Here is an 11963-nt window from a genome sequence, read left to right as displayed (position 1 = left end):
CAGTGAGGTCCAGGCGCGGGGGCGCGCTCAGCCTTTCATCATGTTGATGTCTTCCACCGCGATCGTGCCGCGGTTGCGGAAGTAGACGACGAGAATGGCGAGGCCGATCGCGGCCTCAGCCGCCGCCACCGTGAGCACGAGCAGCGCGAAGACTTGGCCGACGATGTCGTTCAGGAAGCTCGAGAAGGCGACGAAGTTCAGGTTGACCGAGAGCAGGATGAGCTCGACCGACATCAGGATGACGATGATGTTCTTGCGGTTGACGAAGATGCCGAGCACGCCGAGCGTGAACAGGATGGCGCTGACCGCGAGATAATGGCCCAGTCCGATCGTCATCACGCCATCTCCTCGGGAACCCCAGTGCGCGAAGGCACCTGCTTGACCGCCATCGCCGCGTCCTTGGTGCGGGCGTTCTGGGTCGGGACGTGCTGGCGCTTGATGCCGGGACGGTCGCGCAGCGTCAGCACGATCGCGCCGATCATGGCGACGAGCAGCACGAGGCCGGCCGCCTGGAAGTAGTAGACATACTGGGTGTAGAGCACGCGGCCGAGCGCCTCGGTGTTCGAGATGCCCGCCGGGATCGCGGCGACCGGCGCCTTGACGATCTGCGGATCGATGACCCAGGCGCCGACGACCAGCAGGAGTTCGACGGCGAAGATGAAGCCGATCAGCGCGCCGATCGGCAGGTAGTTCAGGAAGCCCTGACGGAACTCGGCGAAATCGACGTCGAGCATCATCACCACGAACAGGAAGAGCACCGCGACCGCGCCGACATAGACGACGATCAGCAGCATCGCGAGGAACTCGGCGCCGAGCAGCATGAACAGCCCGGCCGCGTTGACGAAGGCCAGGATCAGGTAGAGCACCGAATGCACGGGATTGCGCGAGGTCACCACCATGAAGGCGGATGCCACGGTCACCCCTGCGAAGAGATAGAAGAAAGCCGCTGCGGCATTCATCTCGGCCAGCCCTTCCCGCCCCTTTTCGGCGCGGTCCTCGTTTGGTTCGTGCTCCGGGACTCAAAAGACCCCGAGCAATTTGGAGCGTCTATAATCAGGCCCGCCGGGCGGGACAACCGCGCGGCGGGTCTGCATCCTCAGTCACGTCCTTCGGCACCATCGCGGGATGGCACCGGTGGTCGGTCAATCACCGATAGGGCGCGTCCATCGCGATGTTGCGCGCGATCTCGCGTTCCCAGCGCGCGCCGTTCGCGAGCAGCTTGTCCTTGTCGTAGAACAGCTCCTCGCGGGTCTCGGTCGCGAACTCGAAATTCGGCCCCTCGACGATGGCATCGACCGGGCAGGCTTCCTGGCAGAAGCCGCAGTAGATGCACTTGGTCATGTCGATGTCGTAACGGGTGGTGCGGCGCGTGCCGTCGTTGCGGCGCGGGCCGGCCTCGATCGTGATGGCCTGCGCCGGGCAGATCGCCTCGCAGAGCTTGCAGGCGATGCAGCGCTCCTCGCCGTTCGGATAGCGGCGCAAAGCGTGCTCGCCACGGAAGCGCGGCGAGAGCTGGCCCTTCTCGAACGGGTAGTTCAGCGTCGCCTTCGGCTTGAAGAAATAGCGCATCGACAGGCCGATAGCCCCGACGAACTCCTTCAGCAGCAGGCCCCTTGCGGCTTGCGCGAGTGACATCGCCTTCGTCCTTTACATCCTCAGCCGAACAACGCCCGGCCGATCACGAAACCCAGGATCGGCATCAAGCCGATCGTCATCACAACCAGCACCGCCCGCAGGATGCGGATACGGCGCTCGTAATCGTCTTTCTCCGCCTGCGTCTCCGAGCGATCCGTGCGCCGGAGCGCCCCGATCACCACGGCCGACATCAGCCGGTATTCCAGCAGGCCGAGCCCGAAGCCGATCAGGGCACCGAGCGGGCCGGCCCAACTCATCCCGCGACCGGGCCCCAGCCGGTCAACTGCAGCACCAGCGCCACGATCACCACGCAGGCGAGCGAGAGCGGCAGGAAGACCTTCCAGCCCAGGCGCATCAACTGGTCGTAGCGGTAGCGCGGCACGAAGGCCTTCACCAGCGCGAACATGAAGAACACGAGGCAGACCTTGAGCGCGAACCAGAACACGCCGGGCAGCCAGGTGAAGGGCGGCAGCGCGACCGGGGGAGCCCAGCCGCCGAGGAAGAGGATCGTGGTCAGCGAGCACATGGTCATGATCGCCACGTATTCGCCGAGCATGAACAGCAGATACGGGGTCGAGGAATACTCGACCATGAAGCCCGCCACGAGCTCGGATTCCGCCTCGGCCAGATCGAAGGGCGGCCGGTTCGTCTCGGCCAACGCCGAGATGAAGAAGACCACGAACATCGGGAAGAGCGGGATGAAGTACCAGTTCAGGATCGAGAGCCACGGCACGCCGAGCGCGTGGGCCAGGCCCCGGTTCGCTTGAGCCTCGACCACCGCCGAGAGGTTGAGCGAGCCGACGCAGAGCAGCACGGTGATAATGACGAAGCCGATCGAGACCTCGTAGGACACCATCTGTGCCGCCGAGCGCAGCGCGCTCATGAACGGGTATTTCGAGTTCGAGGCCCAGCCGGCCATGATGATGCCGTAGACGCCGAGCGAGGAGATCGCGAGGATGTAGAGCACGCCGACATTGATGTCGGCGATCGCCCAGCCTTCCGCCACCGGGATCACCGCCCAGGCGCCGAGCGCCAAGAGGCAGGAAATGAAGGGCGCCAGCAGGAAGATGCCCTTGTTGGCGCCGGACGGGATGATCGGCTCCTTGAGCGCGAACTTGATCAGGTCCGCGAAGCTCTGGAACAGGCCCCAGGGTCCGACCACGTTCGGGCCGCGGCGGAGCTGCACCGCCGCCCAGACCTTGCGGTCGGCCAGCAGGATATAGGCGATGAAGACCAGCAGGCAGACCAGCAGCAGCAGGCTCTTGCCGAGGATGATCGCGATATCGAGGACGAGGTCCCAGTTCATGGCCGCTTACTCCGCCGCCTGCTGATGCCGGCCGGAGGCCAGCGCCGAGCATTCCGCCATGATGGCGGAGGCACGCGCGATCGGGTTGGTCTGATAGAAATCGGCGACGACGGGCGCGAAGCCCGCCTTGTCGGTCTTGCCGCCGAGCCCGGCGAGCGAGCCGATCTCCGCAGCGTCATTGACCGGCAGGCCGTCGAGCGCCGCGAAATGCGGATGCGCCTCGTAGAGCGCCTTGCGCAGGCCGGCGAGCGAGTCGAAGGGCAGCGTCTTGCCGAGCGTCGCGGAGAGCGCACGCAAGATCGCCCAGTCCTCGCGGGCATCGCCCGGCGGGAAGGTGGCGCGGTCGCCCATCTGCACGCGGCCTTCCGTGTTCACATAGGTGCCGGACTTCTCGGTATAGGCCGCGCCCGGCAGGATGACGTCGGCGCGATGGGCGCCCTTGTCACCATGCGTGCCCTGGTAGACCACGAAGGCGCCTTCCGGCACCTCGATCTCGTCGGCGCCGAGCAGGAAGAGCAGGTCGAGCGCACCCGGCTTGACCATCGCAGCCGCATCGAGACCACCCGCGCCCGGCACGAAGCCGAGATCGAGCGCGCCGACGCGGGACGCAGCGGTGTGGATCACACCGAAGCCGTTCCAGCCTTCGGTGATGGCGCCGAGCGCCTGCGCCGCCTTGGCGGCGAGCGAGAGCACGGCCTCGCCATCCGCACGGGCGAGAGCGCCCTGCCCGACCAGCACCATCGGCTTGCCGCCAGCGGCCTGGGCCGACTTCACGACCTCAGCCAACGTCTCCGGGCCGGCGCCGAGGTAATCATAGGTGTAGGTCAGGTCGGCCTTCTCGCCGATGACGGAAACCTTGAAGTCGCCGCGCAGCCAGCGCTTGCGGATGCGGGCGTTCAGGATCGGCGCCTCGCGGCGCGGGTTCGAGCCGATGATCAGCAGCGAGGTCGCATCCTCGATGCCGGCGATGCCGGCGTTGAGGACGTAGGAGGCGCGGCCGAATTTCGGATGCAGCTTGGTGCCGTCCTGGCGGGCGTCGAGATTGGCGGAGCCGAGCGAGGCAACTAGGCTCTTCAGCGCGAACATGTCCTCGACAGCCGCGAGATCGCCGGCGATGGCGCCGATCTTCTCAGGGCTGGTCGCCTTCACCTTGCCGGCGATGGCGGCGAAAGCCTCGTTCCAGCTTGCCGGACGCAGGCGGCCGTTCTCGCGGATATAGGGCCGGTCGAGACGCTGGGTCTTCAGACCGTCGGCGACATGGCGGGTCTTGTCGGAGATCCACTCCTCGTTCACCGCCTCGTTGAGACGGGGCAGGATGCGCATCACTTCCTTGCCGCGCGAGTCGACGCGGATGGCCGAGCCGACGGCGTCCATCACGTCGATGCTCTCGGTCTTGGAGAGCTCCCAGGGACGGGCCTTGTTCTGGTAGGGCTTCGAGGTCAGCGCGCCGACCGGGCAGAGATCGACGACATTGCTCTGGAGCTCCGACGCCATCGCCTGCTCGAGATAGGTCGTGATCTCCATGTCCTCGCCGCGGCCGATGGCGCCGAGGTCGGAGGCTCCGGCGACCTCGGTGGTGAAGCGGACGCAGCGCGTGCACTGGATGCAGCGTGTCATCGTCGTCTTGACCAGCGGGCCGATATACTTGTCCTCGACCGCGCGCTTGTTCTCGGCATAGCGCGAGGTATCCGCGCCATAGGCCATCGCCTGGTCCTGCAGGTCGCATTCGCCGCCCTGGTCGCAGATCGGGCAATCGAGCGGGTGGTTGATGAGCAGGAACTCCATCACCCCTTCGCGGGCCTTCTTGACCATCGGCGACTTGGTCAGGACGACCGGCGGCTCGCCGTTCGGGCCGGGGCGCAGGTCGCGCACGCCGATGGCGCAGGAGGCCTGCGGCTTCGGCGGGCCACCCTTCACCTCGACGAGGCACATGCGGCAGTTGCCGGCGATCGAGAGGCGCTCGTGGAAGCAGAAGCGCGGCACCTCGACGCCCGCGGCCTCACAGGCCTGGAGCACCGTGTACTCAGCGGGAACGTCGACCTCGATGCCGTCGATGAGGAGTTTCGTCATGGTCTCACTCCGCCGCCATCAGGCGCACAGGCTCGCTGTGCGGGTTGGCGGCATAGTCGTCGATGCGCTGCTCGATCTCGTGACGGAAATGCGCGATCAGGCCCTGGATCGGCCAGGCAGCGGCGTCGCCGAGCGCGCAGATGGTGTGGCCTTCGATCTGCTTGGTGACGTCGAGCAGCATGTCGATCTCGCGCTTCTGGGCGCGGCCCTCAGCCATGCGCTCCATGACGCGCCACATCCAGCCCGTGCCCTCGCGGCAGGGCGTGCACTGGCCGCAGCTCTCGTGCTTGTAGAAATGGCTGATGCGGGCAATGGCGCGGACGATGTCGGTCGACTTGTCCATCACGATCACCGCCGCCGTGCCGAGGCCGGAACGCAGCTTCGAGAGCGAGTCGAAATCCATCGGCGTGTCGATGATCTGCTCGGCCGGGACCATGCGCACCGAGGAACCGCCGGGGATGACCGCCTTGAGATTTTCCCAGCCGCCGCGGATGCCGCCGCAATGCTTGTCGATCAATTCGCGGAACGGAATGCCCATCGCCTCTTCGACGTTGCAGGGCTTGTTCACATGCCCGGAGACGCAGAAGAGCTTGGTGCCGACATTGTTCGGCGTGCCGAGCGAGGAGAACCAGGCGGCGCCGCGGCGCAGGATGGTCGGGGCGACCGCGATCGACTCGACGTTGTTCACCGTGGTCGGACAGCCATAAAGGCCCATATTGGCCGGGAATGGCGGCTTCAGCCGCGGCATGCCCTTCTTGCCCTCGAGGCTCTCCAGCAGCGCCGTCTCTTCGCCGCAGATATAGGCGCCGGCGCCGTGATGCACATAGAGATCAAAGGGATAGCCGTGGACGTTGTCCTTGCCGATGAGCCTGGCCTCATAGGCCTCGTCAACGGCGCGCTGCAGCGCCTCGCGCTCCCGGACATATTCGCCGCGGATATAGATATAGGCCGCATGCGCGCCCATGGCGAAGGAGGCGATCAGGCAGCCCTCGACCAGCGTATGCGGGTCGTTGCGCATGATCTCGCGATCCTTGCAGGTGCCCGGCTCCGACTCGTCGGCATTGACGACGAGATAATGCGGGCGCCCGTCGCTCTGCTTGGGCATGAACGACCATTTCAGCCCGGTCGGGAAGCCGGCGCCGCCACGGCCGCGCAGGCCGGACTTCTTCATCTCGTCGATGATCCAGTCCCGGCCCTGCTCCAGGATGAACTTGGTGCCATCCCAGGCGCCGCGCTGGATCGCACCCTTCAGGGTACGGTCATGCAGGCCGTAGAGATTAGTGAAGATGCGATCGCGATCTGCGAGCATGTCCTAGTGCCTCACTCTGCCGGCTTATCGCCAAGCTTCGACTCCGGGCGCCAACCCGTCGCGAGCTTCTTCGACTGAGCAATCCAGTCGTCACGCAGCGCTCGGCCCTTGAAGCCGGTCAGCCGCGCATCGACCCAGGCGAGCTCCGCCGGTGTCCATTTGGCGATCTGGTCGTAATGCCAGACCCCCATCTCGTTGAGCATCTTGCCGAGCTTCGGCCCGACGCCCCAGATCAGTTCGAGATCGTCGCCTTTGCCACCGCGCGCGGCGCTGAGCAGTTCGGGCTTGCTCTCGGCAGCAGCAGCCGGCGCCGGCTCGGCTTTCCCCGCAGAAGGAGCGGCAGGCTTGGCAGCCTCGGCGACGTCCTTCTTCTCGACCTTGCCATTGGCGGCCGGAGTATCCTTGGCCGCATTGGACGGCTGAGCCGGGGCCGAGGGCTGCGGACGGCCGGCTGCGGCCGTCTCGGTGGCGGGCTTCTCGGCGACGGCGGCCGGGGTCGCCTCGGCCTTCCTGGCTTCGGCTTCGGCTGCCTTCTTGGCTTCCGCCTCGGCGGCGGCCTTGGCGGCGGCGGCTTCGGCAGCGGCCTTGCGCTGCTCGGCGATGCGCTTCTGCCAATCGCCGGCGCCGATCATCGAGCCGTCATAGAGGGCCTTGTCGGTCAGCGTCTGCGGGCCGCCTTCCGGCTCGGAGCCGGTGCGGCCGTTCTGCGGGCCAGGCTTGGTGGCGCGGCCGTTGCGGAGATCGTCGAGGAGCTGGCGGAAATTCGCCGGCGTCAGGTCCTCGTAGTAGTCGACATTGATCTGTGCCATCGGGGCGTTGCAGCAGGCGCCGAGGCATTCGACTTCGAGCCAGGAGAGCTTGCCGTCGGCGGTCACGGTCGATTGCGGCCCGATCACGTCCTCGCAAACCTTCTTCAGCGCTTCCGCGCCGCGGAGCGCGCAAGGCGTCGTGCCGCAGAGCTGGACGAAGAACTCGCCGACCGGCTGCAGGTTGAACATCGTGTAGAAGGTCGCGACCTCCAGCACCCGCATCGGCGCCATGCCGAGACGCTTGGCGACGGTCTCGATCACGGCGCGCGAGACCCAGCCCTCCTGCTCCTGCGCCTTCCACAGAAGCGGGATGACGGCGGACGCCTGGCGGCCTTCGGGGTACTTGGCGATCTGCTGGTCGATCCAGTTCTCGTTCGCCGCGGTGAAGGCGAAGGAAGCGGGCTGGACCGGATCGGGCGCGAGACGACGGACGGACATTAGCGGTCCACCTCACCAAAGACGATATCGAGGGAGCCGAGGATCGCGGAGACGTCGGCGAGCATGTGCTTGCGGCACATGAAATCCATGGCCTGGAGATGGGCGAAGCCCGGGGCCTTGATCTTGCAGCGATAGGGCTTGTTGGTGCCGTCGGAGACCAGATAGACGCCGAACTCGCCCTTCGGCGCCTCGACCGCTGCATAGACCTCACCGGCCGGCACCTTGTAGCCCTCGGTATAGAGCTTGAAATGGTGGATCAGCGCTTCCATCGAGCGCTTCATCTCGCCGCGCTTGGGCGGCACCATCTTGCCGTCGAGCGAGGAGACCGGGCCGCCGCCATCGGGCGCCAGGAGCTTGTCGCAGCACTGCTTCATGATGCGCACCGACTGGCGCATCTCTTCCATGCGGATGTGGTAGCGGTCGAAGCAGTCGCCGTTCTTGCCGACGGGGATGTCGAATTCCATCTCCTCGTAGCACTCGTAGGGCTGCGACTTGCGCAGGTCCCAGGGCGCGCCGGAGCCGCGCACCATCACGCCCGAGAAGCCCCATTTCCAGCAGGTCTCGAGATCGACCACGCCGATATCGACGTTGCGCTGCTTGAAGATGCGGTTGTCGCTGAGCAGGCCTTCGAGGTCGTCGCAGACTTTGAGGAACGGATCGCACCACTCGGCGATGTCGTGGATCAGCGAGACCGGGATGTCCTGATGCACGCCGCCGGGGCGGACATAGGCCGCGTGCATGCGCGCGCCGCAGGCCCGCTCGTAGAAGATCATCAGCTTCTCGCGCTCCTCGAAGCCCCAGAGCGGAGGCGTGAGGGCGCCGACGTCCATCGCCTGCGTGGTGACGTTCAGCAGATGCGAGAGGATGCGGCCGATCTCGGAATAGAGCACGCGGATGAGCTGGCCGCGGCGCGGCACGGTCACGCCGACGAGGCGCTCAACCGCGAGCGCATAGGCATGCTCCTGGTTCATCGGCGCGACATAGTCGAGCCGGTCGAAATAGGGCACGGCCTGAAGATAGGTCTTGGCCTCGATCAGCTTCTCGGTGCCGCGATGCAGCAGGCCGATATGCGGATCGACGCGCTCGACGATTTCGCCGTCGAGCTCCAGCACGAGGCGCAACACGCCGTGCGCGGCCGGGTGCTGCGGTCCGAAATTGATCGAGAAATTGCGGATATTGTGCTCGGTCATGCTCAGTCCGCCTGTTTTTCGGCGAATTCGGCGATCACCTGCGCGCCGGTCTTGCGGCGCCGCTCGCCCGCGAAGGCGTAGAGGGCAGGCTTCTCGTCGATGAAGATCTCTTCGGCGAAGGTGAAGGACGATTGATCGTCGAGGCTCTGGAAGGCGACCGCGACATGGCCGTCACCGCCTTCGCGCAGGCGCCAGAACAGGCTCGTGCCGCAGGTCTTGCAGAAGACCCGCTCGGCCCAGTCGGAGGACGGGTAGACGCCGAGCGCCTGTTCGTCCGCGACCGACACATCGGTGCAGGGCACGGCCATGAAGACGCCGCCGCTCCATTTCCGGCACATCCCGCAATGGCAGACATCCATCTCGGCCTTCTCGGGCACGGCGGTGAAACGCACCGCGCCGCAGAGACAGCCGCCGGACTGGGTTTGGAGGCCCGCCGCCATCAATCAGGCTCCCTTCGCCTTCTCGTCGCCCGGCAGCACGTAATCCGTGCCTTCCCAGGGCGAGAGGAAATCGAAGTTGCGGAATTCCTGGTTGAGCTTCACCGGCTCGTAGACGACGCGCTTCTGCTCGTCGTCGTAACGGACCTCGACGAAACCGGTCAGCGGGAAGTCCTTGCGCAGCGGATAACCCTCGAAGCCGTAATCGGTGAGGATGCGGCGCAGGTCCGGGTGGCCGGAGAACAGGATGCCGTAGAAGTCGTAGGCCTCGCGCTCGAACCAGTTCGCCGCCGGGAAGACCTCGATCACGGAGGGGACGGGTGTCGCCTCGTCGGTCTGCACCTTCACGCGGATGCGGCGGTTATGGTGCGGCGCCAGCATATGATAGACGACGTCGAAGCGCTTCTCGCGGCCGGGATAGTCGGCACCGGCGAGGTCGGTGAAGTTCACGAAGCGGAAGCGCGGGTCGCTGTAGAGCGTGCGCAGAACCGTGACGATCGAAGCCGCCTCGGCATGGATCGTGAGCTCCTCGAAGGCGACGACGGCCTCCGTCACCGCGCCGGGCAGCGCGGCCTTGATCTCTTCGCCGAGTTGTACGAGCGCTTCGCTCATCGTCTCACCTTCATCGCCTGCAGCATCGACCGACGGAGCGCTCAGCGCTCGATCGTGCCGGTGCGGCGGATCTTCTTCTGCAGCAGCAGGACGCCGTAAAGCAGCGCCTCGGCCGTCGGCGGGCAGCCCGGGACATAGATGTCGATCGGGACGATGCGGTCGCAGCCACGCACCACCGAATAGCTGTAGTGGTAGTAGCCGCCGCCATTGGCGCAGGAGCCCATCGAGATGACGTAGCGCGGCTCCGGCATCTGGTCGTAGACCTTGCGCAAAGCCGGGGCCATCTTGTTGGTCAGCGTGCCCGCGACGATCATCACGTCCGACTGGCGCGGTGAGGCGCGTGGCGCGAAGCCGAAGCGCTCGACATCGTAACGCGGCATCGAGAGCTGCATCATCTCGACGGCGCAGCAGGCCAGACCGAAGGTCATCCACATCAGCGAGCCCGTGCGGGCCCAGTTGATCAGGTCGTCGGTCGCGGTGACGAGGAAGCCCTTGTCGGCGAGCTCGTTGTTGATCTCGACGAAGAACGGATCACGCGCCCCCAACGGCTTGCCGTCGGGACCGAGCAAGCCCCTCGGCGCCTGCGCGACGAGCGGATCACCACGATCGATCGCTGTGACTGCCATGACCTATTCCTCGTGAACCTTTGCCTGCCGGATCGAATGCGAAACGCCGCCTCGCAACCCGACAGTCAGTCCCACTCCAGCGCGCCCTTGCGCCACTCGTAGATGAAACCCACGGTGAGCACGCCGAGAAAGACCATCATCGACCAGAAACCATACCAGCCGAGCCCGCCGAAGGCGACGGCCCAGGGAAACAGGAACGCGACCTCGAGATCGAAGATGATGAAGAGAATCGCGACCAGATAGAAGCGGACGTCGAACTTCATGCGGGCATCGTCGAACGCGTTGAAGCCGCACTCGTAAGCCGAGAGCTTTTCCGCATCCGGCTTGGAATAGGCGATCGCGAAGGGCGCGATCAGCAGGGCCAGGCCGATCACCGCCGAGACGCCGATGAACAGCACCAGCGGCAGGTAGTCGCTCAGGATGGAAGGCACCGTGGCAGCTTGCATGGTCGAACTCATTTCAGGCGGCCGTGGCGCGGCTCGCTGTCCCAGTCGCTTAGACCCTCGATTAGAATGAAGCAAGACTCCGCCGCGCCGCACAATCGCCGCATCCGGGTTGAACCCAGCGCAGATTGCGGCAAAATCCGGCCACGTCTCGCCGCAGCCCTGCCATGCATCGGCGAAAAATCGACAAAACCGCGTGCTTTCGGCATGCGGCAGCGGCAGCAATCCGTTCACCGTGCCGAATCGTTGCCGGCTGCGCGAGCGCTTTATCCCGAAAGGCCTTCGATGTTTCGTGATCCCCGCCCCGCTCGCCAGCCCTTCTTGCGTGGGCGCCCGGCCGCGCGATGAGCCTGGCCCGCCTCCCGCGCGTGCTGGCCATGCCAGCGCTCGCCCTGCTGCTCTCGACCACCGCGATCTGCGCTCAGGAGGGCGAGCCGATGCGCGCGCCGCTGCCGCCACAGCGCCCGTTCGACCTCGACCTGGAAGGCACGCCCAAGCTGCCGCCGATCGTGGTGCCGCCACCGACGCCGCGCGCCTCTGCTCCGGATACGCCGGTGCCGGCCTCCTCGCAGGAGACGCCTGCTGCGACCCCGGCTCCGGAAACCCCGGCCGCCGAGGCCACTCCGCCCCAACCTGGCGAGCCGGATGACGACGAGGGCGTCGAATGGCCGAAGCTGACGCCCGGCCAGAAGGCCGGCGCCGAGCCCGATTTCGATCCGAACGAGAAGCCGGAGCGGCCGGGCATCTCGACGGACCCCGGCACCTCGATCGCCTGCCTGCCGCAGGAGCTGAAACAGATTCTCGGCAAGATCTCCGACAAATACGGGGCGGTGAAGGTGACCTCGACCTGGCGGCCGCCCTGGCGCGCCCGGCGCGGCTCCTATCACAAGGGCTGCCAGGCGATGGATTTCCGCGTCCCCGGCGTCAGGCCGCGAGTGGTGCTGGAATGGGTGCGCGCCCTGCCCGAGGTCGGCGGCAACCATGTCTACTGGAACGGGCTGATCCATATCGATACCGGGCCGCGCCGGCCCTGGTGATGGTAAGCCGCGCAGGTTTTGCCTGCGCGGCGCCCAGCAGCATGCTCTTTC

At 66.2% G+C, this 11963-nt stretch carries 14 protein-coding genes; 1 reads left to right on the top strand and 13 read right to left on the bottom strand.

Annotation, left to right across the window (positions count from 1 at the left end; genetic code table 11):
- Window positions 1-27: 27 nt before the first annotated feature.
- From nuoK to AC07NY_RS18760, 13 genes are all read right to left on the bottom strand, one after another.
- A complete protein-coding gene (nuoK, locus tag AC07NY_RS18820) occupies window positions 28-336 on the bottom strand; it encodes an NADH-quinone oxidoreductase subunit NuoK (protein ID WP_336812933.1) in 309 nt (102 codons plus the stop codon).
- Complete coding sequence (locus AC07NY_RS18815; RefSeq protein WP_494585097.1) at window positions 336-959, bottom strand: NADH-quinone oxidoreductase subunit J; 624 nt, start codon at window positions 957-959, stop codon at window positions 336-338. Before AC07NY_RS18815 ends, nuoK begins: the two co-directional genes overlap by 1 nt.
- A gap of 187 nt (window positions 960-1146) precedes the next feature.
- Window positions 1147-1635 carry an NADH-quinone oxidoreductase subunit NuoI gene (gene nuoI / locus AC07NY_RS18810; protein WP_038367698.1) on the bottom strand — a complete coding sequence of 163 codons (489 nt, stop codon included), beginning with the start codon at window positions 1633-1635 and terminating at the stop codon, window positions 1147-1149.
- 20 nt (window positions 1636-1655) lie between these two features.
- Window positions 1656-1892, bottom strand: coding sequence for a hypothetical protein (locus tag AC07NY_RS18805; RefSeq protein WP_494585096.1), 237 nt, complete (start codon window positions 1890-1892; stop codon window positions 1656-1658).
- On the bottom strand, window positions 1889-2941 hold the full coding sequence (gene nuoH / locus AC07NY_RS18800; RefSeq protein WP_047575231.1) for an NADH-quinone oxidoreductase subunit NuoH: 1053 nt from the start codon (window positions 2939-2941) through the stop codon (window positions 1889-1891). The genes AC07NY_RS18805 and nuoH overlap by 4 nt, the downstream gene beginning before the upstream one ends.
- A gap of 6 nt (window positions 2942-2947) precedes the next feature.
- Window positions 2948-5011, bottom strand: coding sequence for an NADH-quinone oxidoreductase subunit NuoG (gene nuoG, locus AC07NY_RS18795; protein WP_494585095.1), 2064 nt, complete (start codon window positions 5009-5011; stop codon window positions 2948-2950).
- A 4-nt stretch (window positions 5012-5015) separates the two neighbouring features.
- Window positions 5016-6320, bottom strand: a complete 1305-nt coding sequence (gene nuoF, locus AC07NY_RS18790) for an NADH-quinone oxidoreductase subunit NuoF (RefSeq protein ID WP_494585094.1) — start codon at window positions 6318-6320, stop codon at window positions 5016-5018.
- A gap of 11 nt (window positions 6321-6331) precedes the next feature.
- Window positions 6332-7567: an NADH-quinone oxidoreductase subunit NuoE gene (gene nuoE, locus AC07NY_RS18785; RefSeq protein WP_494585093.1), complete on the bottom strand. Its 1236-nt coding sequence runs from the start codon at window positions 7565-7567 to the stop codon at window positions 6332-6334.
- Window positions 7567-8757, bottom strand: coding sequence for an NADH-quinone oxidoreductase subunit D (locus AC07NY_RS18780; protein ID WP_199092713.1), 1191 nt, complete (start codon window positions 8755-8757; stop codon window positions 7567-7569). Before AC07NY_RS18780 ends, nuoE begins: the two co-directional genes overlap by 1 nt.
- Window positions 8758-8759: 2 nt before the next feature.
- Complete coding sequence (locus AC07NY_RS18775; protein WP_494585092.1) at window positions 8760-9197, bottom strand: GFA family protein; 438 nt, start codon at window positions 9195-9197, stop codon at window positions 8760-8762.
- Between the two features lie 3 nt (window positions 9198-9200).
- Window positions 9201-9806: an NADH-quinone oxidoreductase subunit C gene (locus tag AC07NY_RS18770; protein WP_492283453.1), complete on the bottom strand. Its 606-nt coding sequence runs from the start codon at window positions 9804-9806 to the stop codon at window positions 9201-9203.
- A gap of 41 nt (window positions 9807-9847) precedes the next feature.
- Window positions 9848-10432: a NuoB/complex I 20 kDa subunit family protein gene (locus AC07NY_RS18765; RefSeq protein WP_173046135.1), complete on the bottom strand. Its 585-nt coding sequence runs from the start codon at window positions 10430-10432 to the stop codon at window positions 9848-9850.
- Between the two features lie 65 nt (window positions 10433-10497).
- Window positions 10498-10878, bottom strand: coding sequence for an NADH-quinone oxidoreductase subunit A (locus tag AC07NY_RS18760; RefSeq protein WP_374678812.1), 381 nt, complete (start codon window positions 10876-10878; stop codon window positions 10498-10500).
- A gap of 341 nt (window positions 10879-11219) precedes the next feature.
- Here AC07NY_RS18760 and AC07NY_RS18755 point away from each other — a divergent pair, with 341 nt between their 5' ends.
- Window positions 11220-11912: a YcbK family protein gene (locus AC07NY_RS18755; protein ID WP_494585091.1), complete on the top strand. Its 693-nt coding sequence runs from the start codon at window positions 11220-11222 to the stop codon at window positions 11910-11912.
- Window positions 11913-11963 lie beyond the last annotated feature (51 nt).

This window comes from Allobosea sp. GW821-FHT09G06 (assembly GCF_059416005.1).
This window is presented reverse-complemented; position numbering and strand designations above follow the sequence as displayed.

Coding starts and splice junctions, on each gene's coding strand:
- nuoK (WP_336812933.1), bottom strand. CDS start 336: ATGACGATCGGACTGGGCCATTATCTCGCGGTCAGCGCCATCCTGTTC.
- AC07NY_RS18815 (WP_494585097.1), bottom strand. CDS start 959: ATGAATGCCGCAGCGGCTTTCTTCTATCTCTTCGCAGGGGTGACCGTG.
- nuoI (WP_038367698.1), bottom strand. CDS start 1,635: ATGTCACTCGCGCAAGCCGCAAGGGGCCTGCTGCTGAAGGAGTTCGTC.
- AC07NY_RS18805 (WP_494585096.1), bottom strand. CDS start 1,892: ATGAGTTGGGCCGGCCCGCTCGGTGCCCTGATCGGCTTCGGGCTCGGC.
- nuoH (WP_047575231.1), bottom strand. CDS start 2,941: ATGAACTGGGACCTCGTCCTCGATATCGCGATCATCCTCGGCAAGAGC.
- nuoG (WP_494585095.1), bottom strand. CDS start 5,011: ATGACGAAACTCCTCATCGACGGCATCGAGGTCGACGTTCCCGCTGAG.
- nuoF (WP_494585094.1), bottom strand. CDS start 6,320: ATGCTCGCAGATCGCGATCGCATCTTCACTAATCTCTACGGCCTGCAT.
- nuoE (WP_494585093.1), bottom strand. CDS start 7,567: ATGTCCGTCCGTCGTCTCGCGCCCGATCCGGTCCAGCCCGCTTCCTTC.
- AC07NY_RS18780 (WP_199092713.1), bottom strand. CDS start 8,757: ATGACCGAGCACAATATCCGCAATTTCTCGATCAATTTCGGACCGCAG.
- AC07NY_RS18775 (WP_494585092.1), bottom strand. CDS start 9,197: ATGGCGGCGGGCCTCCAAACCCAGTCCGGCGGCTGTCTCTGCGGCGCG.
- AC07NY_RS18770 (WP_492283453.1), bottom strand. CDS start 9,806: ATGAGCGAAGCGCTCGTACAACTCGGCGAAGAGATCAAGGCCGCGCTG.
- AC07NY_RS18765 (WP_173046135.1), bottom strand. CDS start 10,432: ATGGCAGTCACAGCGATCGATCGTGGTGATCCGCTCGTCGCGCAGGCG.
- AC07NY_RS18760 (WP_374678812.1), bottom strand. CDS start 10,878: ATGCAAGCTGCCACGGTGCCTTCCATCCTGAGCGACTACCTGCCGCTG.
- AC07NY_RS18755 (WP_494585091.1), top strand. CDS start 11,220: ATGAGCCTGGCCCGCCTCCCGCGCGTGCTGGCCATGCCAGCGCTCGCC.